Annotated in this window: 19 protein-coding genes; 13 read left to right on the top strand and 6 right to left on the bottom strand. The window is 57.0% G+C overall.

Features of this window, described 5'->3' with window-relative positions; translation table 11 throughout:
- Positions 1-25: 25 nt before the first annotated feature.
- Both murI and HHJ16_RS00535 read right to left on the bottom strand, forming a co-directional pair.
- The gene (gene murI / locus HHJ16_RS00540; protein WP_293639813.1) at positions 26-850 is read right to left on the bottom strand and encodes a glutamate racemase; all 825 of its coding nucleotides are present in this window, start codon (positions 848-850) and stop codon (positions 26-28) included.
- A 21-nt stretch (positions 851-871) separates the two neighbouring features.
- Complete coding sequence (locus HHJ16_RS00535; protein ID WP_293639811.1) at positions 872-2,425, bottom strand: fumarate hydratase; 1,554 nt, start codon at positions 2,423-2,425, stop codon at positions 872-874.
- Between the two features lie 104 nt (positions 2,426-2,529).
- Between HHJ16_RS00535 and fumC the strand changes: the two genes are divergently transcribed.
- Together fumC and acs are read left to right on the top strand one after the other, a co-directional pair.
- Positions 2,530-3,942, top strand: a complete 1,413-nt coding sequence (fumC, locus tag HHJ16_RS00530; RefSeq protein ID WP_293639809.1) for a class II fumarate hydratase — start codon at positions 2,530-2,532, stop codon at positions 3,940-3,942.
- A gap of 378 nt (positions 3,943-4,320) precedes the next feature.
- Positions 4,321-6,318 carry an acetate--CoA ligase gene (gene acs, locus HHJ16_RS00525; protein ID WP_293639807.1) on the top strand — a complete coding sequence of 666 codons (1,998 nt, stop codon included), beginning with the start codon at positions 4,321-4,323 and terminating at the stop codon, positions 6,316-6,318.
- A 133-nt stretch (positions 6,319-6,451) separates the two neighbouring features.
- Here the strand turns inward: acs and HHJ16_RS00520 are convergent, their stop codons facing one another.
- Positions 6,452-6,766, bottom strand: a complete 315-nt coding sequence (locus tag HHJ16_RS00520; protein WP_293639805.1) for a c-type cytochrome — start codon at positions 6,764-6,766, stop codon at positions 6,452-6,454.
- A gap of 150 nt (positions 6,767-6,916) precedes the next feature.
- Between HHJ16_RS00520 and HHJ16_RS00515 the strand changes: the two genes are divergently transcribed.
- Positions 6,917-7,159: a TIGR04438 family Trp-rich protein gene (locus HHJ16_RS00515; protein ID WP_293639803.1), complete on the top strand. Its 243-nt coding sequence runs from the start codon at positions 6,917-6,919 to the stop codon at positions 7,157-7,159.
- A gap of 115 nt (positions 7,160-7,274) precedes the next feature.
- Here the strand turns inward: HHJ16_RS00515 and ilvD are convergent, their stop codons facing one another.
- Entirely contained in the window at positions 7,275-8,969 is a 1,695-nt protein-coding gene (gene ilvD, locus HHJ16_RS00510; protein ID WP_293639801.1) for a dihydroxy-acid dehydratase, read from the bottom strand.
- A gap of 98 nt (positions 8,970-9,067) precedes the next feature.
- Here ilvD and HHJ16_RS00505 point away from each other — a divergent pair, with 98 nt between their 5' ends.
- The 9 genes from HHJ16_RS00505 (at position 9,068) to HHJ16_RS00465 (ending at position 18,742) form a co-directional block, all read left to right on the top strand.
- On the top strand, positions 9,068-10,072 hold the full coding sequence (locus HHJ16_RS00505; RefSeq protein WP_293639799.1) for a LysR family transcriptional regulator: 1,005 nt from the start codon (positions 9,068-9,070) through the stop codon (positions 10,070-10,072).
- 46 nt (positions 10,073-10,118) lie between these two features.
- Positions 10,119-10,946 (top strand): prolipoprotein diacylglyceryl transferase, encoded by an 828-nt coding sequence (gene lgt, locus HHJ16_RS00500; protein ID WP_293639797.1) that lies wholly within the window; start codon positions 10,119-10,121, stop codon positions 10,944-10,946.
- Positions 10,947-11,247: 301 nt separating this feature from the next.
- Positions 11,248-11,916: a GntR family transcriptional regulator gene (locus HHJ16_RS00495; RefSeq protein WP_293639795.1), complete on the top strand. Its 669-nt coding sequence runs from the start codon at positions 11,248-11,250 to the stop codon at positions 11,914-11,916.
- A complete protein-coding gene (locus tag HHJ16_RS00490) occupies positions 11,913-13,412 on the top strand; it encodes a malonyl-CoA decarboxylase (RefSeq protein WP_293639793.1) in 1,500 nt (499 codons plus the stop codon). Before HHJ16_RS00495 ends, HHJ16_RS00490 begins: the two co-directional genes overlap by 4 nt.
- Positions 13,413-13,450: 38 nt before the next feature.
- Positions 13,451-14,473, top strand: a complete 1,023-nt coding sequence (dctP, locus tag HHJ16_RS00485) for a TRAP transporter substrate-binding protein DctP (RefSeq protein ID WP_293639791.1) — start codon at positions 13,451-13,453, stop codon at positions 14,471-14,473.
- A 77-nt stretch (positions 14,474-14,550) separates the two neighbouring features.
- Positions 14,551-15,042, top strand: coding sequence for a TRAP transporter small permease subunit (locus HHJ16_RS00480; RefSeq protein WP_293639837.1), 492 nt, complete (start codon positions 14,551-14,553; stop codon positions 15,040-15,042).
- Positions 15,039-16,400, top strand: a complete 1,362-nt coding sequence (locus HHJ16_RS00475) for a TRAP transporter large permease (protein ID WP_293639789.1) — start codon at positions 15,039-15,041, stop codon at positions 16,398-16,400. Before HHJ16_RS00480 ends, HHJ16_RS00475 begins: the two co-directional genes overlap by 4 nt.
- Positions 16,397-17,179 (top strand): enoyl-CoA hydratase-related protein, encoded by a 783-nt coding sequence (locus HHJ16_RS00470; RefSeq protein ID WP_293639787.1) that lies wholly within the window; start codon positions 16,397-16,399, stop codon positions 17,177-17,179. Before HHJ16_RS00475 ends, HHJ16_RS00470 begins: the two co-directional genes overlap by 4 nt.
- 42 nt (positions 17,180-17,221) lie before the next feature.
- Complete coding sequence (locus tag HHJ16_RS00465) at positions 17,222-18,742, top strand: malonyl-CoA synthase (protein WP_293639785.1); 1,521 nt, start codon at positions 17,222-17,224, stop codon at positions 18,740-18,742.
- Between the two features lie 43 nt (positions 18,743-18,785).
- Here HHJ16_RS00465 and HHJ16_RS00460 read toward each other — a convergent pair whose 3' ends face one another.
- Complete coding sequence (locus HHJ16_RS00460; RefSeq protein WP_293639783.1) at positions 18,786-19,733, bottom strand: DMT family transporter; 948 nt, start codon at positions 19,731-19,733, stop codon at positions 18,786-18,788.
- Between the two features lie 462 nt (positions 19,734-20,195).
- Between HHJ16_RS00460 and aceA the strand changes: the two genes are divergently transcribed.
- On the top strand, positions 20,196-21,515 hold the full coding sequence (gene aceA, locus HHJ16_RS00455) for an isocitrate lyase (protein ID WP_293639781.1): 1,320 nt from the start codon (positions 20,196-20,198) through the stop codon (positions 21,513-21,515).
- On the opposite strand, the gene HHJ16_RS16845 is transcribed toward aceA, so the two are convergent.
- Positions 21,472-22,095 (bottom strand): phage integrase N-terminal SAM-like domain-containing protein, encoded by a 624-nt coding sequence (locus tag HHJ16_RS16845; RefSeq protein ID WP_366557449.1) that lies wholly within the window; start codon positions 22,093-22,095, stop codon positions 21,472-21,474. The two genes, aceA and HHJ16_RS16845, sit on opposite strands and share 44 nt — an antisense overlap.
- Positions 22,096-22,152: the final 57 nt, after the last annotated feature.

Below are 22,152 nucleotides of genomic sequence, written 5' to 3'. Positions count from 1 at the left end.
GCGCCAAGACCAGCGTTTCAGGCGCTCAAAAGGAGAGCTGGCCGACAGGAACGGTCAGGCTCAACCAGCGCCGGGCCGCCGCCTGCAAGGTTTGTGGCGGGCCTGTAGAAAACAGGCTGACCGAGCCCGGGGCGGCCAATGAAGCAGGGTGTGGTTCGACCTGCATGGTCTGTACCAGACGCTGCGTCTGGCGTGCGACCGCCTCGCCGTTGTCAACAATTTGGACATCTTGGCCCAGCAGGGTGCGCAGATGTTCGCTGGCAAACGGATAGTGCGTGCACCCCAAAACCAGGCTGTCTATTTGACCGCTGTTGTTTCCGAGTAGGCCCATGGCGCCCACATATTGGGTACACAGTGCTATTATTTTTGAAGTGTCTTCAGTTTCGACACTGCGTTCAATGGCGTCCGCCAAGCCATCGCAAGCCTGGACGACAAAGGTGGCGCGTGCCGTCATTGAATTCAGCAGTGCCTGGAATTTAGCGCTGCCGAGTGTGCTGCGAGTGGCCATGACACCGATGTGACCGGTTTTGCTGAGCGCGACGGCGGGCTTGAGGGCGGGTTCCACGCCAATCAGCGGCAGCTCCGGGTATTCTTCGCGCAGCAGGTGAATAGCCACCGCCGTGGCGGTATTGCAGGCGATTACCAGCGCCTTGACGTTTTGGCCGACGAGATGGTTGACGATAGCGCGGGAGCGGGCCAGCACATGCGTTTCGTCTCGCTCACCGTAGGGGGAGTGGCCGCTGTCGGCGATGTAGATGAAGTTTTCATGTGGCAACTTGACTCTCAGCGCCTGTAAGACGCTCAGGCCTCCGATGCCGCTGTCAAAAACTCCGATGGCCCGGTTCGTCAAGCGCTTTTCACCTTGCCTTTTTCAGACACTGGTCACAGGAATCGATTTGAACTCGCCCGTGGCGATTTTTTTCTGCCATTCAGCCGGGCCGGTGATGTGCGCGCTGGTGCCGCCTGAATCAACCGCCACGGTAACCGGCATGTCCACGACGTCGAATTCGTAAATCGCTTCCATGCCCAAGTCGGCAAAGCCCACGACTTCCGCGCGCTTGATAGCCTTGGAAACCAGGTAAGCCGCACCGCCGACCGCCATCAGGTAAGCGCTCTGATGCTTCTTGATGGCCTCGATGGCGACCGGACCCCGCTCGGCTTTTCCGACCATGGAAATCAAGCCGGTCTGGGCCAACATCATCTCGGTGAACCCGTCCATGCGGGTCGCTGTCGTGGGACCGGCAGGACCAACCGCCTCGCCTTTGATGGGGTCGACCGGCCCGACGTAATAAATCACACGGTTGGTGAAGTCGACCGGCAGCTTCTCGCCTTTGAGCAGCATGTCGGCGATTCGTTTGTGCGCGGCGTCGCGACCGGTCAGCATTTTGCCGTTGAGCAGCAAGGTATCGCCCGGTTTCCAGCTGGCCACTTCTTCCTTGGTCAGGGTATTGAGGTTGACCTTTTTACTCTTCACGTAATCAGGCGTCCAGTTGACGGCGGGCCAGAGATCCAGCGACGGCGGGGTGAGGTACACCGGACCGCTGCCGTCGAGTACGAAATGTGCGTGGCGCGTCGCCGCGCAGTTCGGGATCATGGCCACCGGCTTGCTGGCTGCGTGGGTTGGATAGAGCTTGATCTTGACGTCAAGCACGGTGGTCAGACCGCCCAGGCCTTGCGCCCCTATCCCCAGCGCGTTGACTTTTTCAAACAACTCCAGGCGGAGGGTTTCGGTATTGGTGAGCGCTGAGCCGGAGGCGGATTTGGCTTGCAACTCGTACATATCCAAGTCGTCCATCAGGCTTTCCTTGGCCATTAGGACGGCTTTTTCAGCGGTGCCGCCAATGCCTATTCCCAGCATGCCGGGAGGGCACCAGCCAGCGCCCATGGTGGGCACGGTCTTGAGCACCCAGTCAACCACTGAATCGCCGGGATTGAGCATCGCCAGCTTGCTTTTGTTCTCGCTGCCGCCGCCTTTGGCCGCCACTGTGACGTGAATGGTGTTGCCAGGCACCAGCTCGGTGAAGATCACGGCAGGGGTATTGTCTTTGGTGTTTTTGCGGTTGAACTGCGGATCAGCGACCACCGATGCCCGCAAGGTGTTGTCGGGGTGGTTGTAGGCCTGGCGCACGCCTTGATTGATGGCATCGTCGAGGCTGCCCGTAAAGCCGTCCCAGCGCACGTCCATGCCAACTTTCAAAAAGACGTTGACGATGCCGGTGTCCTGGCAGATCGGGCGGTGGCCGGTGGCGCTCATTTTGCTGTTGGTCAGAATTTGGGCAATCGCGTCCTTGGCGGCTGGACTTTGCTCGCGCTCGTAGGCGCGCGCCAGGTGGGCAATGTAATCGGCGGGGTGGTAATAGCTGATGTACTGAAGGGCAGCGGCAACGGATTCAATGAGATCGGCTTGCGTGATGATCGTGGTCATGGCGTTTCGGAAAGTGGTGCAACCTCCACCCAGTGAGAGTTGCTTTTATTAAAGGCTATGCTAAAAAGCCGTAATCCTCTATTTTGACAGGTCACGCCAACACCATGAGTTCACCTACAAACACGCGAACTGAGCGCGATACATTCGGGCCTATCGAAGTGCCAGCCAACCACCTGTGGGGCGCGCAGACGCAGCGATCCTTGCAGAATTTCGATATTTCTGGGGAACAGCTGCCGCGTGAGATCATCCGCGCTTTGGCTCAGATCAAACGCTCATCAGCGGTCGTCAACCACGCATTGGGTTTGCAGGATGATCAAAAAACCCGCGCAATCATCGGCGCCGCCGACGAAGTGATTGCGGGCAACTATCCCGGCGAGTTCCCGTTGGTGGTCTGGCAAACGGGCTCCGGCACGCAAACCAACATGAACGTCAACGAGGTACTGGCCAACCGTGCCAGCGAGCTGCTCGGCGGCGCGCGAGGCGAGGCGCGATTGGTTCACCCGAACGACGATGTCAACCGCAGCCAGTCGTCAAACGATGTATTTCCAACCGCCATGCATGTCTCGGCCGTGGTAGCGATCACGAACCAATTGATCCCGGCCATCGTGAAGCTGCGCACCACGCTGGCGCACAAAGCCAGGGAGTTCGACAACATCGTGAAAATCGGCCGTACGCATCTGCAGGACGCGACGCCGCTGACGTTGGGGCAGGAGTTTTCTGGCTACGCAACGCAACTGGAGCAGGGCGAAAAGCACGTGCAGGCAGCGCTTCCACACCTCTGCGAACTGGCACTGGGCGGCACAGCCGTAGGCACTGGGTTGAACGCGCCTGCTGGCTACGCTGAGCAAGCGGCGGCAGAGTTGGCGCGAATGACGGGTCTACCTTTCATCACGGCGCCGAACAAGTTCGAAGCGCTGGCCTCCTGCGATGCGTTGGTTCATGCGCATGGGGCACTGAAAACGCTCGCTGGCAGCCTGATGAAAATCGCCAACGACGTGCGCTGGTTGGCGAGCGGTCCGCGGAGCGGCATTGGTGAGTTAAGCATCCCGGAGAATGAGCCGGGTTCGTCCATCATGCCGGGTAAGGTCAATCCGACTCAAAGCGAAGCGCTCACCATGTTGTGCTGCCAAGTGTTTGGCAACGATGTTGCCATCAACTTCGGCGGTGCATCGGGTAACTTCGAGCTGAATGTATTCAGACCCATGATTGCATACAACTTCCTGCAAAGCGTGCGCCTATTGGCCGACGGCATGGTGAGTTTTAACGACCACTGCGCGGTCGGTATCGAGCCCAACCAGGAGCGCATCACGGAACTCGTAAGCCGGTCGCTGATGCTGGTGACCGCGCTGAATCCCCACATTGGTTACGACAAGGCCGCAGCCATCGCCAAAAAAGCGCACAAGGAAGGCAGCAGCTTGCGAGAAGCTGCTCTGGCCTCCGGCTATGTGACGGGCGAACAATTTGACCGGTGGGTAGTACCGGGCGATATGGTGGGGACTAGAGCGGACAAGGTATAGGCGCTGCCCTGTTCGCAATGGTCGTTGGCAACTTTCCTTTCTGCGCCGTTGATCGAGCATGCCAGAGGTCGCTTTTTGCTGATAGGAGCTTCAACAGTGCCATTGGAGACTGCGCCTTATAGACGCTTTGCGCTTGAAGCAAATCCGGGTAAAGTGGCAACGACCGTGAACGAATCGCAGCAATAAAGTTAGCTCACGAGACAAGGGGAAGGCGCTCGCGAGGCGAGTTCTGCCTTCTCAAGAGCGGCAGTGATCAAATTGAGCGGCGCGGAACGCTGCCGCGCTTTTTGAAAATTGTAAGGTTCAAGCCAGTCAGTGGCATGTAAGTGCGAAGCACGAAAGTATCACGCATTCAATGACCAAAAGGAGACAAAATCAATGACTACCGCCCGCTCTTCCATGGAGTCTATGTTGGTTGAAAATCGCGTGTTCCCGCCCAGCGATGCCATGGTTAAAGCTGCCCGTATATCGGGCATGGACGCTTACTACGCGCTGTGTTCGGAAGCCGAGAAGGACTTCGAAGGCTTTTGGGCTCGCCTCGCGCGAGAAAATCTGGTTTGGAATAAGCCGTTTACCCAGACCCTTGATGAATCTAACGCGCCTTTTTACAAGTGGTTTGCGGATGGCGAACTCAATGCCTCTGCCAATTGCCTGGATAAGCACATGGGCACCCCGGTAGAAAATAAAACCGCGGTGATTTTTGAGGCCGACGATGGGACGGTCACCAAAACCACGTACAAGGAATTGCTGGCACGCGTCTCCCAATTTGCCAATGCGCTAAAGGCCGAAGGTATCCAGAAGGGCGATCGGGTTTTGGTGTACATGCCTATGACGCTAGAAGGTGTGATCGCCATGCAGGCTTGTGCGCGCATTGGCGCCACCCACAGCGTCGTGTTCGGCGGCTTCTCGGCCAAAGCGCTGCAGGAACGCATCATCGATGCAGGCGCCGTGGCGGTCATTACGACCAATTATCAAATGCGCGGCGGCAAGGAATTACCGCTCAAGGCCATTGTGGATGAAGGCTTGGCGATGGGCGGATGCGAGTCCATCCGGGCCGTGTTCGTGTACCAGCGCACAGCCACGGCCTGCAACATGGTTGCAGGGCGCGACAAAACCTTTACGGAAGCGCTCGCAGGTCATAGCACCGAATGCGCACCGGTATCCGTGGGCGCTGAACATCCGCTGTTCATTCTTTACACCTCCGGTTCGACCGGCACGCCGAAGGGCGTGCAGCATTCCACGGGCGGCTATCTGTTGTGGGCCAAGCTCACAATGGACTGGACCTTCGACCTGAAGCCGACCGACGTGTTCTGGTGCACGGCCGACATTGGCTGGATCACGGGCCACACTTATGTCACCTACGGCCCGCTGGCGGCAGGCGCCACGCAGATCATCTTTGAGGGCGTGCCGACGTATCCGAATGCCGGACGTTTCTGGCAGATGATCGAGCGCCACAAATGCACCATCTTCTACACCGCACCGACGGCCATTCGTTCGCTGATCAAGGCGGCTGAAGCTGACGAAAAAGTGCATCCGGCGCGCTCAGATCTGTCCAGTCTGCGTGTCCTCGGGTCGGTGGGTGAGCCCATCAACCCTGCGGCCTGGATGTGGTTCTACAAAAACATCGGGGGTGAACGGTGCCCCATCGTGGACACCTTCTGGCAGACGGAAACGGGTGGACACATGATCACGCCGTTGCCAGGCGCCACACCATTGGTTCCCGGTAGTTGCACATTGCCACTCCCGGGCATCATGGCGGCGATAGTGGACGAGACTGGCAAGGATCTTCCCGACGGCGCGGGTGGCTTACTGGTTGTAAAACGCCCCTGGCCGTCCATGATCCGTACCATCTGGAACGATCCAGAGCGCTTCAAGAAGAGTTACTTCCCGGAAGAAATGGGCGGCAAGCTTTATCTTGCAGGGGATGGCGCAGTACGCAATATTGACAACGGCTATTTCCGCATTACCGGGCGAATTGACGATGTGCTCAACGTCTCGGGGCACCGCATGGGCACGATGGAAATCGAGTCGGCATTGGTGTCCAAAGCCGACCTGGTGGCCGAAGCTGCGGTGGTGGGTCGCCCGGACGATCTGACGGGCGAGGCCATTTGTGCTTTCGTGGTGCTGAAGCGCCCGTTGCCATCTGGCGATGAGGGCAAGCGGATTGCCAAGGAACTGCGGGACTGGGTGGCCAAGGAGATCGGTCCGATCGCCAAGCCCAAGGACATTCGCTTTGCCGAGAATCTGCCCAAAACCCGTTCTGGCAAGATCATGCGCCGGCTGCTGCGTTCGATTGCCAAGGGTGAAGCCGTGACACAAGACACCTCCACACTTGAAAACCCTGCGATTCTGGATCAGTTGGGTCAGGCTTACTGAAGTGCACAGCGCACTTGTGGTGCGATCGATGTAGGAACTGCTCCAGCCCTTAGAATAAAAACTGGCGCAGTATAAATATTACAAAAAAACCTCGCCAGATAAGCGGGGTTTTTTTGTAGCAGGATTGGGCTGATTACTTTTGCGTCAGGATCCAGGCCACAAGTTTCTTGGCTTCGTCGGGGCTGACTTGGGTATTGGCGGGCATTGGCACCGGGCCCCAGACGCCAGAACCTCCCTTCATGACTTTCGCTGCGAGCTTGTCGGCAGCGTCTTTCTGGCCGGCATACTTGGCGGCTACATCTTTGTATGAAGGCCCAACCAGTTTTTTGTCGATGGCGTGACAAGCCATGCAGTTTTTGGCGGTGGCCAACTGCAGGTCGGCCAAGGCGGGAGTTGACACTGCAAAACATGTTGCCACGGAACCGATTGCTAAAAGAATACGTTTCATGGTGCGTCCTGAGAAAAAAAGTTACGGATACGGTTACAGTGTTTTAACGTCATTGTATTGGTGCTGGTTGACCCCGGTTTCAGGGGGCAACGTTGGGAGCTGCAACAAGTAGTAATAACTTGATCTGGCAAAAATTTCGGGAAGTTACACGTGTATTTTTTATTGATCGGTCTTGTGGTGCTAGCCCTGAAATTCCTGGAGTTTGGTCCGGCCGCCACCTTAAGCTGGTGGATTGTGTTGTTACCTTTTGCACTTGCGGCGGCTTGGTGGACGTGGGCTGACGCCTCGGGGTACACCAAGCAGCAGGCAATCAACAAGATGGATAAGCGAAAGCAGGATCGACTCGAAAAGCAGCGTGCCGTCCTGGGCTTGGGGCCCAAAAAAAAGAAATAAAGCCAGCTGTTTTTAATCGGCTTACTAGAACCGTCTTACTACCCAAATCGCGAGCCCGCCCAAGCCGGTGATTCACCGGGTTCTCGGGCCCGCTTGACTTATAAGTTATCAGCCGTTAATAGTCGTCAAGTACCGCACCTCTGCTGGCACTGGAGGCGTTAAACGCGAACTTGGCCTGCACGCCGCGGGTGTATCGCGGTGCTGGCGCTTTCCAACCGATTTTGCGGCTTTCCAGCTCAGCGTCGCTGATATTCAATTGCAGCACAAGCCGGTGGGCGTCAATCGTGATGGAGTCGCCTTCCCTGATAAACGCGATGTTGCCACCGGCAGCGGCTTCCGGCGCGACGTGGCCGACCACCATGCCCCAAGTGCCGCCGGAAAAACGGCCATCGGTAATCAAACCGACAGTTTCTCCCAGCCCCGCGCCAATCAGCGCGCCGGTGGGCGCCAGCATTTCGGGCATGCCGGGGCCGCCTTTGGGGCCCAGGTAGCGCAAGACCATCACGTCACCTGCCTTAATTTTTCCGGCCAGAATAGCCGCGAGTCCGGATTGTTCGTCCTCAAACACGCGGGCCGGGCCTGTCATGACGGGATTTTTCAAACCGGTGATTTTGGCCACACAACCCTCGGGCGAGAGATTGCCTTTAAGAATCGCCAGGTGACCTTGCGCGTACATGGGGTTACCTATAGGACGAATGACGTCCTGATCTGCACGCGGCACAGCGGGCACATCCTTGAGCACTTGTTCAATAGTCTGCCCGGAAATTGTCAGGCAGTCCCCATGTAATAGACCGGCGGCCAGCAACATTTTCATAATTTGGGGAATGCCTCCGGCGCGATGCAAGTCAACCGCGAGGTATTGTCCGGAAGGCTTCAGGTCGCACAATACCGGCGTTTTCTGGCGCACCCGCTCGAAGTCGTCAATCGTCCATTCCACCCCCGCGGCATGCGCGATGGCCAGAAAGTGCAGCACGGCATTGGTCGAGCCGCCAATGGCCATAATCACGGCGACCGCATTTTCAATAGATTTTTTGGTGACGATGTCGCGCGGCTTGATGTCTTTCTTGATCGCTTCGACCAAGACCTTGGCGGACTCCCTGGCAGAGTTCACTTTTTCGTCGTGCGGATTGGCCATGGTGCTGGAGTAAGGCAGGGAGATGCCCAGAGCCTCGAACGCGCTGGACATGGTGTTGGCCGTGTACATGCCGCCGCAGCTTCCGGTGCCGGGAATGGCGCGGCGTTCGATTTCCAGCAGGTCTTCATCGCTCATGCGGCCCGCAGCATTTTCGCCCACGGCTTCAAACACGCTCACGATGTTGAGGTCTTTGCCTTTGTAGTGGCCTGGCAGTATCGTGCCGCCATAGACAAAAATGGCGGGCACGTTAGCGCGCAACATCCCCATCAGGCCGCCCGGCATGTTCTTGTCGCAGCCGCCAACTACCAGCACGCCGTCCATCCATTGACCCTGTACGCAGGTCTCGATGCAATCGGAAATAACTTCGCGACTCACCAGCGAGTACTTCATGCCCTCGGTGCCCATGGCCATGCCGTCGGAAATGGTGGGTGTGCCAAAAACCTGCGCATTACCACCAGCTTCTTCAATGGCGGCAATGGCCGCATCTGCCAGTTTTTGCAGGCCGCTGTTGCAGGGCGTAATGGTGCTGTGCCCGTTGGCAACACCGATCATCGGCTTTTTGAAGTCCGCTGCCTCATAGCCCATGGCGTAGAACATGGAACGATTGGGTGCGCGCGCTTTGCCTTCGGTGATATTTTTGCTGCGGGGATTGAGCTGGATGGTTTTATTTTCCATGGGGCGTTTTGTGAGGAGTTTGTTAGGAAAGCCAAGTATGCGTGCTTTGATTGATTCTTACCAATCCATTATTTGTAGTGTATTAATATGCATTGCATATGACAGACCTTGTGACTGATTTCCTCAAATCGCCTTTGATTGAGCTCCGTCTTTGGCGCCAGTTTCTGGCTGTGGCTGAAGAACTCCATTTCAGCCGTGCGGCCCGGCGCCTGAACATGACGCAGCCGCCCCTGACCCAGGCCATCGCACAGCTTGAGGTGTTGTTGGGACTCAAACTGTTTGACCGTACCAAACGAAGTGTCGAGCTTACGGTTGCAGGTATGGCGTTGATACCCGAGGCGCGCGATTTGCTCACGCGCGCCTACGCCCTGCCAGCTTATGCGCGCGCAAGTGCCGACGGCGAAGCGGGACGATTGCGGCTTGCCTTTGTTTCCACGGTCGGGTTTGATTTGCTGCCGGGCTGGGTGCGTGCTTTTCGCGAACAACATCCCAAGGTGCAGCTTGAACTGATTGAAGCCACCGGCGATGTCCAGCTCCAGGCCTTTGAGCGCGGTGAAATTGATGCAGGCTTCATGCTGCATTCGCCGGGATTTGCGCCGCCTGGCCTGGTGTGCCGGCGCATTGCTCAAGACCCGCTGGTGGTGGCTGTGCCCGAGCAAAGCGACCTTGCAGCCAAGGACAGGATCACGCTTGACGACCTGATCGAGCAGCCGCTGGTAATTTTTCCACGGCGCATCCTGCCTTCGCTCTACGATGCGATTTTTGCGATGTACCACGCCTCCGGCCAGCTGCCACGCGTGGCGCAGGAAGCCATCCAGATGCAGACCATCGTGAATCTGGTGTCTGCGGGCCTCGGGATCGCCTGGGTGCCTGACAGCGTGCGGCAGTTCCAGCGGCCAGGGGTGGTTTACCGGACTTTGTTTTCAACCAAGCCACCGGCTAACGTTATCGGTAGAACGAAAGGCCGGGCGGGCAGTACCCGGCCTGGCAAGGCCCATCCGACTGAAGTTCCTGGATGCGAAACCAGTTTGATTTGGTCCAATACGAGCGCAAACCCGGTGCTAGCGCGCTTCGTTGCATTTATCGGCCAATCGGCCGAGTGAAGGTTTTGCATCGTTTGCGGTAACCACTTGCGTGCAAAATACCCCCATGCTTATTTATCCACAAATCAACCCCATTGCCCTTCAGATCGGACCGTTCGGCATTCATTGGTACGGTCTGACCTACTTGGCGGCCTTTGGTTTGTTCTTTTTTTTGGCCACTTTACGTCTCCGACACGAGCCTTATGTGTCCATCACGGGCCAAGGAGCCTGGACGCGCAAGGACATCGAAGACATCCTGTTCCTGGGTGTGATGGGCGTGGTCATTGGCGGGCGATTGGGGTATTGTCTTTTTTACAAGCCGGGCTACTACCTGGCCCATCCGCTAGAAATTCTGGCGGTTTGGCAAGGCGGCATGAGTTTTCATGGCGGCATGCTGGGCGTGTTGGTTTCTCAAGTGTGGTTTGCGCGCTCGCGGCACCGGCCTTGGCTGCAGGTGATGGACTTCATTGCTCCCTGCGTGCCAACGGGGCTGGCTGCAGGAAGGGTGGGAAACTTCATCAATGGTGAGTTGTGGGGACGTTTCAGCGACCCTGATCTTCCTTGGGGCATGGTATTTCCCAACAGCGGCTCGATGCTTCCCCGCCATCCATCTCAGATCTACCAGTTTTTGATGGAAGGCCTGCTGCTGTTTGTCCTGCTGTGGCTTTACGCCCGCAAGCCGCGCAAGGTGGGACAGGTCTCGGGAGCCTTCCTGGTGGGCTACGGCGTGTTCCGTTTTATCGCCGAGTTTTTCCGCGAGCCCGATGACTTTCTCGGAATCCTCGCCCTGGGCATGAGCATGGGCCAATGGCTCTGCCTGCCCATGATCGCTGCGGGTATTTGGCTCTGGATTTGGGCTTCCAGGCGAGGTGAGGTCAAACTAAATGCCTTTTGACAAGCTATTTATTTGATGGCAATCACGCTTGCTTTCAGGCCCCAACCTTCAGGCCGACGAAAGACTGAAGGGGCGGGTTTCTACCTGTGATTTTGTGGCGCAAGCGGCTTGATTTTGAATTCCTGGTTCTTGATAATTACCTGTAATTATTTGAAATTACGGATTAACTATGTGGTGTAAGCCGGGTCGCTAACGGCGCGTGCGAATCGCCCCCCTGTTTGAGGAGGGCCGCTACCTGAGCGACTACCTCATAGCGACCCGTAGTGGTTCTTACATCAAGCCAGTTTAGGGAGTTCACGTTATGCGCCTTGTCCCGAATTCACTGCATCAGGAAGTTGCCGGCACCTTGCGTGAGCAGATTTTCGCGGGGCAGTTGGCGCCCGGTAGCTTTCTGGACGAGGCCGCCCTGTGCGAGGGCCTGCAAATTTCCCGCACCCCTTTGCGTGAGGCGCTTAAGGTGTTGACGGCAGAAGGACTGCTGCGTCACGAGCCGAGGCGGGGCTGCTTCGTCAATGAAGTGACCGAGCAGGATCTGGACGAGATTTTTCCGGTTATTGCGCTGCTTGAAGGTCGCTGCGCGTATGAGGCAGCACGCAATGCGACCGATGCCGACCTGGCGGCCCTCACGACGTTGCACGAGCGGCTGAACGGCCATGCACTGGCTGGTCGCATCAACGATTACTACGCCACCAATTTCGCTATTCATGAAGCCATCATTTTGCTTGCCAACAACCGCTGGCTGGCGCAGACCATTGCTGATTTGCGGAAAATTCTGAAGCTTGCGCGGTTGCAGCAACTGCATGCGCCTGGGCGTTTGGCGCAAAGCCTGTCGGAACACCTGGCCGTGTTTGCGGCGTTAAAAAACCGGGACAGTGAGGGCGCAGAAGCCTCCATGCGCACGCACCTGACACGCCAGCGCGAAGCTCTGCGCGAGCTGACCTGCAGCCAGCGTTCACGGGTGGCTTCATGAGCGCCGCAGACTGGATCAGCCGCGGCGTTTCGCGATTTACAGCGACCGAAAAATCGTCATCGAAAACGGTGCCAGGCGCAACAGCAGCCGCAGAAAAATCGGCAGTAGCGCCAAAAAGCACAGCGTCCGCGACCACACCGGCGGATCGCAGTACGCGTGAACGCCTGCAAGCGACGCTGCGGCGCAAGCAAGAAGCCTTGTCTCCGCGCGTTTTGCGCCGCACCCTGACCGAGTTGCAAGCGGTCGTAGACCCGCACGTGAGCGAAGTGGAGGGCGGACGGCGCGCCAAAGGCATCGCCGCCTGGTATGCAGGCGCTACTGCGGAGCAGCGCTACGACGCGTGGCTGCTGATGAGCGAGCAGTTCGGACCGAAAGTTGAAAAGGTGGCTGCGGCGCGGGAGCTCTATGAAGCTGCGTTGGGAAGCCCCGAGGAAGGGCAGGCCGAGATTCGGCTGCGCCGCGCTTTTGTCTCGCCGCGGACACGTTTGTTGCAGCGGTTTTCGGTGTTTGCAGAAGGCATACAGTTTCTGGTGGACATGCGAGCCGAGTTGCTGCCCTACCTGAAATCCGATAAGCGCTTACTTGCTCTTGATGCGGAATTGGAAAACCTCTTTTCAACCTGGTTCGATGTCGCTTTTCTCGAATTGCGCCGCATCAGCTGGGATTCTCCTGCCTCAATGATCGAAAAGCTCATCAAGTACGAAGCGGTGCATGCCATCAAGGGTTGGGCCGATGTCAAGAACCGGTTGGGCAGCGATCGGCGTTGTTATGGGTTTTTTCACCCCCGCCTCCCCGATGTACCGCTGATCTTTGTCGAAGTCGCGCTGGCGGACGAGATGTCCAGCGACATCATGCCTTTACTTGATGAGCTCGCTGCCGCGGCCGACCTGAAAAAAGCCACCACGGCCATTTTTTATTCGATCAGCAACACCCAGACCGGCTTGCGCGGCGTGAGCTTTGGAGACTCACTGATCAAACGTGTGGTCGAAACGCTTAAGGAAGAGTTTCCAAAATTAAAGACGTTTGCCACGCTCTCGCCCATCCCGGGCTTTCGGAGTTGGTTAAGCAAGAATGCTGCGATCGTGCTGGAAAAAATGGGCAGTAAAGAGCGTGCTGCGCTGGGCCGTTCTGTAGGGGTTGAAGCGCTGACTGCCGCGCAGTTTTTGACCGCCGCCGAAGGTGCACTGGCTTTGCCTGAGAAGTCGCTCATCCGTCAGATGCTGCTGCAATGCGCCGCACACTACCTTGGGCGGCTGTTAGACGAGGGCAAACCCATGGATCCGGTGGCGCGCTTTCATCTGGGTAACGGCGCGCGTATCGAGCGGCTCAACTGGGCCGGCGATCCTTCGCCCAAAGGGCTAAAGCAATCTTACGGTCTGATGGTGAATTATCTCTACGACTTGAAACGCCTGGACAAGCATCGAGCGCTGCTCGCGAAAGGGAACATTCCCGTATCAGGGACCGTACAAAATTTCTTGCTAGATGGCTTTAAGTAAAAGCGCTTACATCCCTTCACTCGGTTCAGGAGACAACAATGACTTTAACAAGACGCAATTTTATTAACGCGGTGGGCAGCTCCGCTTTCGGCGCGCTAGCTGACGGCGCGTGGGCTCAATCGGCTGGGGGCTTGAAAATCTCCCACCAGTTTCCCGGCGGGACGCTGACAGAAGGCGACTTTCGTGATCGCCTGTGTCGACGGTTTGCCGCCGAGGTCGAAAAAAGAACGGACGGTGCGCTCAAGGCATCCGTCTATCCCGGTTCATCGCTGATGAAGACAAATGCCCAGTTCTCGTCAATGCGCAAGGGTGCACTTGACATGAGCTTGGTGCCGTTGTCGTATGCCGGCGGTGAAGTTCCCGAGACCAATATTGGATTGATGCCGGCATTGGTGCCAAGCTATGAACAAGGCGCGGCCTGGAAGACTGCAGATGTGGGCAGACTGCTTTCCAAAGTACTCGACGAGAAAGGCGTGGTTATTGTCAGTTGGGTGTGGCAAGCCGGCGGTGTCGCCAGTCGGAGTCGGCCGCTGCTGGTCCCCAGTGACGCCAAGGGCCTGAAAGTGCGAGGCGGCAGCCGCGAGATGGACATGATGCTCAAGCAGGCCGGCGCCTCGGTCATCACCTTGCCTTCGAACGAAATTTACGCCGCAATGCAAACCGGCGCGATGGACGCGGCAATGACTTCCAGTACAAGTTTTATCTCGTTCAAGCTCGAAGAAATTGCCAAGCATCTGACTTCTGGACGCGATAAGACCTACTGGTTCATGTTTGAGCCACTGATGATTTCAAAGGCGGTGTTTAGCAAGCTGCCGAAGGCGCAACAGGACGTGGTGATGGCGGTGGGTGCTGAGCTTGAAACCTTCGCCCGTGATGCCGCCCGCGCAGACGACAAGATCGCCGCAGAGATTTACGCAAAGGCCGGCGCCAAGGTCTATGACATGGACGAAGCCACCTTGAAAAAATGGCAGGCTATTGCGCGCGAGACCGCGTGGAAAGACTTCAACGAGAAGAGTGAGTCCTGCGCTGCGCTTTTGAAGGCCGCGCAAAAATTGTTATGAGCGGAGGAATCAACATCGGGTCGGTGTTCATCGGCGTCGATCCCGACACGCCCCGGTTTTTGCAACCGTTGGCGCGCATGCTGTTGTGGATTAATCAGCTCCTGGTGATCCTTGGCATGGTCGCGCTGTTGGTCGCCTCGCTGGTACTTACCTACAGTGTGATCTCTCGCTACGTGATGCAAGCGTCTACCGACTGGCAGGACGAAGCCGCCGTGTTTTGCCTGGTTGGTGCCACCTTTTTGTGCGGTGCTTTCGTGCAGTCGATGCGTGGTCACGTGGGCATTGAAGCCATTGCCGGGTTGTTACCCAAGTCGCTGAACCAGATCCGTCTCATGTTTGTGGACCTTTTGGGATCAGCGTTCTGTACTTTCTTCGCGTGGAAATCATGGACGCTGTTTTACGAGGCATGGGCAGAACACCAAACCACGTCATCTTCGTGGGCACCCCCGCTATGGATTCCGTATGGGCTGATGGCTGCCGGCATGACGCTGCTCAGTCTTCAGCTGCTGGTGCAACTTAGTGCAGGGGTCAATGGGCTTATGAAGAAGTACTTGGGAGACACTGCATGAGCATGCTTGCGCTCGGCCTGCTGTTTGGTGCGGTCACTCTGATTTTTATGTTTTCAGGCGCGCCGATTTCATTTGCATTGGGTAGCGTTGCGGTACTGTTTATGTACCTGTTCATGCCCGCGTCGGCGCTCAACACCGTCACGCAAAACGTCTACGAGGAAATGGCGAGCATCACGCTGTTGTCGATTCCGTTATTTATTCTCAAGGGTGCTGCGATAGGCAGGTCGCGAGCGGGTCAAGACCTGTATGCGGCGATGCACGTGTGGATGGGGCGTATCCCCGGCGGTTTGGGTATTGCCAATGTGTTTGCCTGCGCGCTGTTCGCGGCGATGGCAGGATCGAGCCCCGCCACTTGCTCGGCGATCGGCAGCGCCGGAATTCCGGAGATGCGAAAGCGCGGCTATTCACCAGGTTTTGCGGCGGGCATCATCGCGGCGGGTGGCACGCTCGGTATTTTGCTGCCACCGTCGATCACCATGATTCTTTACGCGGTCGCGGCCGAGCAGTCACTGGGGCGGCTATTTCTCGCTGGCATTTTTCCCGGTGTGTTGCTGGTGACGTTGTTCGCCGGCTATGCGGTGCTGCGCTATCGCAAAGAATACAAGCTTGCAGAAGCCGAATACAAGCGTTCAGGTACAGCCTCGGCACTGCTGGCGCATGAAAGCTTCACGACCCGCGAAAAGTTCGAGATGCTGCCGCGTGTCGTCCCTTTCGTGCTTTTGCTGGTGGGCGTGATGGTGGCCTTGTACGGCGGCTTTGCCACGCCAAGCGAAACGGCTGGTCTGGGCGCGTTGCTTGCGTTGGTTCTGATTGCAGTCATTTATGGCGTCTGGCGGCCGCGCGATGTGGCGCCGATCCTCACCGCGACGCTGAAGGAATCGACGATGCTGATGCTGATCATCGGTATGTCGCTGTTGTTCTCTTATGTCATGAGCTTTCTGCATATCAGTCAGTCGACAGCGGAGTGGGTGGTTGGCATGCAGCTGTCGAGGTGGATATTGCTTGCGGCGGTGCTGGTAATGGTGATCCTGCTGGGCTTCTTCTTGCCACCGGTCAGTATCATCCTGATGACTGCGCCTATCATCTTGCCGCCGCTCAAGGCTGCAGGCTTCGATTTGATCTGGTTTGGCGTGCTGATGACCATCGTGATGGAAACCGGACTGATTCATCCCCCTGTGGGCCTGAACCTCTTCGTTATCAAGAACATCGCACCGGATATTCCGCTCAAGGACATCATTTGGGGCGTGCTCCCTTTTGTGGTGTTGATGCTGCTGGCGGTTGTTTTGATTTGCGTGTTTCCAGGCATCGCGACTGCGCTACCCGACGCCGTCATGGGCGCTGTTGTGGCGAAACCATGAGCGGCGAGGTCTTGCTGAGTATTGTTGACTCGGTGGCCCGGGTAACACTTTCGCATCCAGCTAGGTTCAACGCCATGTCGCGCGTCATGTGGCGGGAATTGCGCGCTGTTTTTGCGTCTATCCAGCACCGCACGGAACTGCATTGCGTACTCATTCGAGGTCACGATGAACAGTTTTGTGCGGGGGGTGACATCTCCGAATATTCCGGTTTCCGCTTCAATGAAGCCGATCTGCGCGACTTTCATGAAGGTGACGTATGGGGCGGCTTGCAGTCCGTACTCGACTGCGACGTGCCGATCGTGGTTCAGATTGAAGGCAACTGCATGGGTGCCGGTTTAGAAATTGCCAGTTGTTGTGATATCCGGATTGCCAGCGCGACCGCCCGGTTTGGCGCGCCGATCGCCAAGCTTGGTTTTCCCATGGCACCCCGCGAGGCTGCGCTGGTTCTGCATGCGGTAGGGGAATTGACCGCACGGGAAATGCTGCTGTCAGCAGCTGTACTCGACGCCGCCGAGATGAAGCAGCGCGGTTTTCTGAGCAAAGTGGTGCCTGCGGGTGAGGTGGGCGCTGCAGCGCTGGAGTGCACTGGCCGCATCAGCCGGTTGGCGCCGCAGGCCGCGCGCATGAACAAGCAGTCGTTAAGGGCACTAGCGCCTTTCCCTCTTGTACAAGAGGCTACAGATCTAATCGCAAAGGCGTATCAATATGCGGCTTCTTTTGAGCATCGTGAAGGCGTGATGGCGTTCATTGAAAAGCGCTCACCCCGATTTATTCGCTAAACCAAACGCTTTATTTTTAATCATCCGGCAGCCCTGATTTGTATGAAAAACCATAACCTGTTTGCGGCCCTTCGTGCTGCTTTCCCCGCCGCGCTGGATGCGGTAGCCGTTGAGACCGACAGCGGACTGCGCTATTCGTGGGAGGATCTGGAGCGTGCTACAGCCATGATGGCCAACCTGCTCCAATCGTTAGGGCTACCTGCCGGGTCCAGGGTGGCGGTGCAGGTTGAAAAATCGGTAGAAGCCATGATGCTTTACTTGGCAACCTTGCGTGCCGGCTATGTATTTTTGCCGTTGAATACTGCCTACCAAAGCGCCGAGGTTGAATACTTCATTGGCAATGCGGAGCCGGCAGTGGTGGTGTGCACCAGCCGCAACTTCGGCTGGGTCAGCAAGATCGCCTTCAAGGCCGGTACGCAGAATGTGTTCACGCTCGACGATGACCGAAGCGGATCCATGCTTGATCGGGCTGCGCACTGCAGTGATCAGCATCAGGTAGCCGTTATGCAAGAGGATGACCTGGCTGCGATTTTGTACACCAGCGGTACCACCGGCCGCAGCAAGGGTGCGATGCTGTCGCACGGCAATATGCTCAGCAATGCGCAGGTTCTCCAAGACTACTGGGGTTGGAAGAAAGGCGACGTCCTGATTCACGCCTTGCCCATCTTTCACGTGCATGGTTTGTTTGTGGCTATTCATGGCGCCCTGATCAATGGCAGCAAAATGATTTGGCTGTCCAGGTTCGACCCTAAGTTGGTGCTCAAAAAATTGCCCGAAGCCACCGTGTTCATGGGCGTTCCAACGCTCTATGTGCGTCTGCTGGCCGAGCCGGGGCTAGACATTGAAGCGTGCCGCAACATGCGCTTATTTATCGCGGGCTCCGCTCCCCTGTTGATAGAAACCTTTGGCGATTGGCAACAGCGCACCGGCCACACCATTCTGGAGCGCTATGGCATGTCCGAGACCGCCATGCTGACCTCCAATCCTTACGAGGGCGGCGAGCGGCGAGGCGGTACCGTGGGTTTTGCGCTGCCCGGCACCAGCCTGCGCGTGCGGGGTAATGACGGCCAGCTTTTAACCACTGACGAGATTGGCGACATTCAGGTCAAGGGGCCGAATGTCTTTCAGGGCTATTGGCGCATGCCCGAGAAAACCAAAGAAGAATTTACGGCGGACGGTTATTTCAAAACCGGCGATGTGGGAAAGATTGACAAAGACGGCTATATCACTATCGTCGGGCGTAGCAAGGATCTGATCATCAGCGGTGGCTACAACGTTTACCCGGCCGAGATTGAAAGCTATATCAATGAATTGCCCGGTGTAGCTGAAAGCGCGCTGGTGGGCGTTCCCCACCCGGACTTTGGCGAGGTAGGCGTGGCCATCGTCATCCCCAAACCAGGCGCCGCGCTGGATGCGGAGGAAATTGTGGCCACGCTCAGGTCCAAGCTGGCCAATTTCAAGATTCCGAAGCACTGTTTTGTAGTCAGCGAGCTGCCTCGCAACACGATGGGAAAAGTGCAGAAAAACCTGTTGCGCGCGCAGTACAAAGCATTGTTTGCCTGAGGCCTGATGCTTGATGCTTGGGCTCGGTGTGATCCGGGTGAGATCAATGCCGTGCCGCACCACGATCCGATGGGATCAGGCCGCGTTGGGGAAAGGTCGCCAGCACCACCCCCATCAGGGCAATAGCGAATGCGCCGATCTGCGCGCTGTTGAGTCTTTCACCCAATACGATAACGCCCACCGCCGCCGCGCTGACAGGCAGCAACACGGTGAACACACCCGCCTGGTTGGCCGGGATGGTTTTGAGGCCGGTCATCCAGAGCCATACCGTCCACACGCTGGCAGCCAGCGAATAAAACAGCAGCAGCAACCAACTTGGCAGCGCCACGCGTGAAAAATCAAACCCCCACGCGGTCCAGAGTCCGAACGGTGTCACCAACGCAAGTCCCCAGAGGTTGATGAGTGCTGTGATGCGCTTTGGGCTGAGCACGCCCGTGAGTTTTTTCCCGATCACGGCATAGGCTGCTTCGCACAGCACCGCGCCAATCAGCAATAAATTTCCCATCCACGCGCTTTTTAGTGCCAGATCAGCCGTTGGCCCGGTCGCGCCGGGTGTCAGGAGCACATCCTTTGATAGCGAAACCAGTCCAATGCCGACAACGGCACAAACCACAGCCCCCCAAATCCGCGCGCTAATGCGTTCCCGTAAGAAAAACCAGCTCATCAAGGCCACTGCGGCCGGTATGGCCGCCATGATGACGCCGGCAGTCACCGCGCTGGTCATGCTGACGCCGAACAGCATGCAGATCGAAAACAAAAAATTTCCCAGAAAAGACTCCAGGAACAGCAAGCGCCGTGTCTGGCCGCTCAGGGGCATCTCTGTCGCGGGCTTTTTGAGCCAGTTCAGCATGGCTAGGCTACCCAGACCAAAGCGAAGCCAAGCCAGCAAAAAGACCGGTAGGACGGCAACCAGCGGTTTGGACAAAGCTACATAGCTACCTACTAAAGACATGCTCAGCGCTAGGCAGGCGTAGGCTACAACACGGCCCATTGATCTTCTTTCTGTCGCGTTGGACTGTGGTCAGTCGGTTGAAGTTAATTGAGGGATGCCGTTTGGAGGCCAGTAGAAATCACGCCTATTCTGAGCCTTCCATTGACCCCGCGGACCGAACCCCTGCCGTTTCTTGTCCGGCGCCAGTTAACGCTACCCGCCTGGGTGACCACGAAAGCCCAAGCGTCGAGGAATTACAAACCGGGAGTTTTAACGCTGCCTTGCCGTGAGCGCACTAAATTTCATAATCCGATTGCTGGATTTCTTCATATGAAATTAATAATTGGTGCAGTGCAAGAAAATTTCTCAATATAAGAAATTGAATTTTATATTGCGATAAGTTTGTCGTTGTTAATTGATTTCATTGGTGTTTTTTTCTTATCTTATATAAGACATAAGAGCTTAAAAAGTCTTTTAGAAGACTTAGAATTAAGCTACTTTTTTTAACCTTCGGAGTAAACCATGCCACAAACCTTGACTGAACAATTGAGCCGCGCGCAACAAATCTCTGCCCTTGAAAAAGACTGGGCCACCAATCCGCGCTGGAAAGGGATCAAGCGCGGTTACAGTGCCGCCGACGTGGTCCGCCTCCGCGGCTCTTTCCCGATTGAACACACGTTGGCTCGCCGTGGCGCCGAAAAGCTCTGGAATCTGGTCAACGACGAGCCCTACGTCAATTGCCTCGGTGCGCTAACCGGTGGGCAAGCCATGCAGCAGGTCAAGGCCGGCGTCAAGGCGATTTACCTGTCCGGCTGGCAAGTGGCCGCTGACAACAACAGCTACGCTTCCATGTATCCCGACCAGTCACTGTATCCGGTTGACTCCGTTCCGACGGTGGTTGAGCGCATCAACAACACTTTTCGCCGCGCTGACGAAATCCAGCACGCCAAGGGCATCGACGCTGGTGACAAAGGCTACATCGACAATTTCGCGCCCATCGTGGCGGATGCGGAAGCTGGCTTCGGCGGCGTGCTCAACGCCTTTGAATTAATGAAAGCCATGATCAAGGCTGGCGCGGCCGGCGTGCATTGGGAAGACCAGCTTGCATCGGTCAAAAAATGCGGCCACATGGGCGGCAAGGTGCTGGTGCCTACAGCCGAAGCGTGCCAGAAATTGATCGCGGCCCGCATGGCCGCCGACGTTTGCGGCGTGCCGACCCTGGTGATCGCCCGTACCGACGCAGAAGCTGCTGATTTGCTGACCAGCGACTACGACGAGAACGACAAACCATTTATCACTGGCGAGCGCACGGCGGAAGGTTTTTACAAAACCAACAAAGGGATGGACCAAGCCATTTCACGCGCCATTGCTTACGCCCACTACGCTGATCTCGTTTGGTGCGAAACCGGTACGCCTGACCTTGGATTTGCAAAGAAATTTGCGGATGCCGTGCACAAGGTTCACCCCGGGAAAATGCTGGCTTACAACTGTTCCCCATCGTTTAACTGGAAGAAAAACCTCGACGATGCAACCATTGCCAAGTTCCAGAAAGAGCTTGGTGCCATGGGCTACAAATACCAGTTCATCACGCTGGCGGGCATCCACTCCATGTGGTACAACATGTTCGACTTGGCGCAGGACTACGTGAAGCGCGGCATGACCGCCTATATCGAAAAAGTGCAAGAGCCTGAATTTGCAGCACGCGACCGCGGCTACACATTCGTGTCGCACCAGCAAGAAGTCGGCACCGGGTACTTCGACGAAGTCACGACAGTCATCCAGGGCGGCAAGTCCAGCGTCACCGCGTTGACCGGTTCGACTGAAGAAGAGCAGTTCCACTGATCTTTATCGGCAGGGTTTGGGCCGTTGGCCCACGCCTCCTGACGTTAAAGCCCAGAAATCGGCGGGTACCAACCCTCCAACCCTGCCGGTGACCTGGCTGAATTGGGCTTAGATCCCAATTCGGGCTAGGGCATTCGAGGTTTCGGAAACGGGAGCGCCGATTTGGGCACAAATTCCGAGTCAGCGGGACGCGCTGGTAGGCGGGTCTTGTGCCTTGCGGAGCTGCGCGGCAAGAGCAGGGGTATTTGCGGCGATTGCTATACAGCGGGAGTCGGCACTTATCACACCACGCTGCCGAGCGCATCCCGCGGGTTAGCCGTGTCATACAGCAGCTTGGCCAACAAAGCCTTATCGTTCCCATTGCGCCCGAAAGGGCCGCAAACTTGGCCTTGGTCAAAGCAGAAAGAATCTGCTTGGGACGGGTCGGGCGCTGGACCTCGGTAAGCCAGGGCAAATCAATTGCCAGCACCTCGCGGTATAAAAACAGCAAGGCACTGAGCGCCTGATTGTGCGGTGACACCGACACCCGCCGCTCATTGGCGAGCGTGGTCAGGAACTGCGTCGCCTCAGCGTCCCCCATGCTACGGGAATGTTGCATTTGCCCATCACGCCCATGCCAGCTCACAAAAAGCGAACC

Source organism: Polaromonas sp. (assembly GCF_012927485.1).
Lineage (GTDB): Bacteria > Pseudomonadota > Gammaproteobacteria > Burkholderiales > Burkholderiaceae_C > Polaromonas.
The sequence above is the reverse complement of the archived record's forward strand: the minus strand, read 5'-3'. Positions and strand labels throughout refer to the sequence as shown.

What these genes read in the sequence shown, in the direction of transcription:
- HHJ16_RS16845 (WP_366557449.1), bottom strand. Translation starts at nt 22,095, where the DNA reads ATGGGGGACGCTGAGGCGACGCAGTTCCTGACCACGCTCGCCAATGAG.
- HHJ16_RS00475 (WP_293639789.1), top strand. Translation starts at nt 15,039, where the DNA reads ATGAGCATGCTTGCGCTCGGCCTGCTGTTTGGTGCGGTCACTCTGATT.
- dctP (WP_293639791.1), top strand. Translation starts at nt 13,451, where the DNA reads ATGACTTTAACAAGACGCAATTTTATTAACGCGGTGGGCAGCTCCGCT.
- HHJ16_RS00505 (WP_293639799.1), top strand. Translation starts at nt 9,068, where the DNA reads ATGACAGACCTTGTGACTGATTTCCTCAAATCGCCTTTGATTGAGCTC.
- ilvD (WP_293639801.1), bottom strand. Translation starts at nt 8,969, where the DNA reads ATGGAAAATAAAACCATCCAGCTCAATCCCCGCAGCAAAAATATCACC.
- HHJ16_RS00465 (WP_293639785.1), top strand. Translation starts at nt 17,222, where the DNA reads ATGAAAAACCATAACCTGTTTGCGGCCCTTCGTGCTGCTTTCCCCGCC.
- lgt (WP_293639797.1), top strand. Translation starts at nt 10,119, where the DNA reads ATGCTTATTTATCCACAAATCAACCCCATTGCCCTTCAGATCGGACCG.
- HHJ16_RS00490 (WP_293639793.1), top strand. Translation starts at nt 11,913, where the DNA reads ATGAGCGCCGCAGACTGGATCAGCCGCGGCGTTTCGCGATTTACAGCG.
- acs (WP_293639807.1), top strand. Translation starts at nt 4,321, where the DNA reads ATGACTACCGCCCGCTCTTCCATGGAGTCTATGTTGGTTGAAAATCGC.
- aceA (WP_293639781.1), top strand. Translation starts at nt 20,196, where the DNA reads ATGCCACAAACCTTGACTGAACAATTGAGCCGCGCGCAACAAATCTCT.
- HHJ16_RS00495 (WP_293639795.1), top strand. Translation starts at nt 11,248, where the DNA reads ATGCGCCTTGTCCCGAATTCACTGCATCAGGAAGTTGCCGGCACCTTG.
- HHJ16_RS00520 (WP_293639805.1), bottom strand. Translation starts at nt 6,766, where the DNA reads ATGAAACGTATTCTTTTAGCAATCGGTTCCGTGGCAACATGTTTTGCA.
- HHJ16_RS00470 (WP_293639787.1), top strand. Translation starts at nt 16,397, where the DNA reads ATGAGCGGCGAGGTCTTGCTGAGTATTGTTGACTCGGTGGCCCGGGTA.
- fumC (WP_293639809.1), top strand. Translation starts at nt 2,530, where the DNA reads ATGAGTTCACCTACAAACACGCGAACTGAGCGCGATACATTCGGGCCT.
- HHJ16_RS00460 (WP_293639783.1), bottom strand. Translation starts at nt 19,733, where the DNA reads ATGGGCCGTGTTGTAGCCTACGCCTGCCTAGCGCTGAGCATGTCTTTA.
- HHJ16_RS00535 (WP_293639811.1), bottom strand. Translation starts at nt 2,425, where the DNA reads ATGACCACGATCATCACGCAAGCCGATCTCATTGAATCCGTTGCCGCT.
- HHJ16_RS00480 (WP_293639837.1), top strand. Translation starts at nt 14,551, where the DNA reads ATGCTGTTGTGGATTAATCAGCTCCTGGTGATCCTTGGCATGGTCGCG.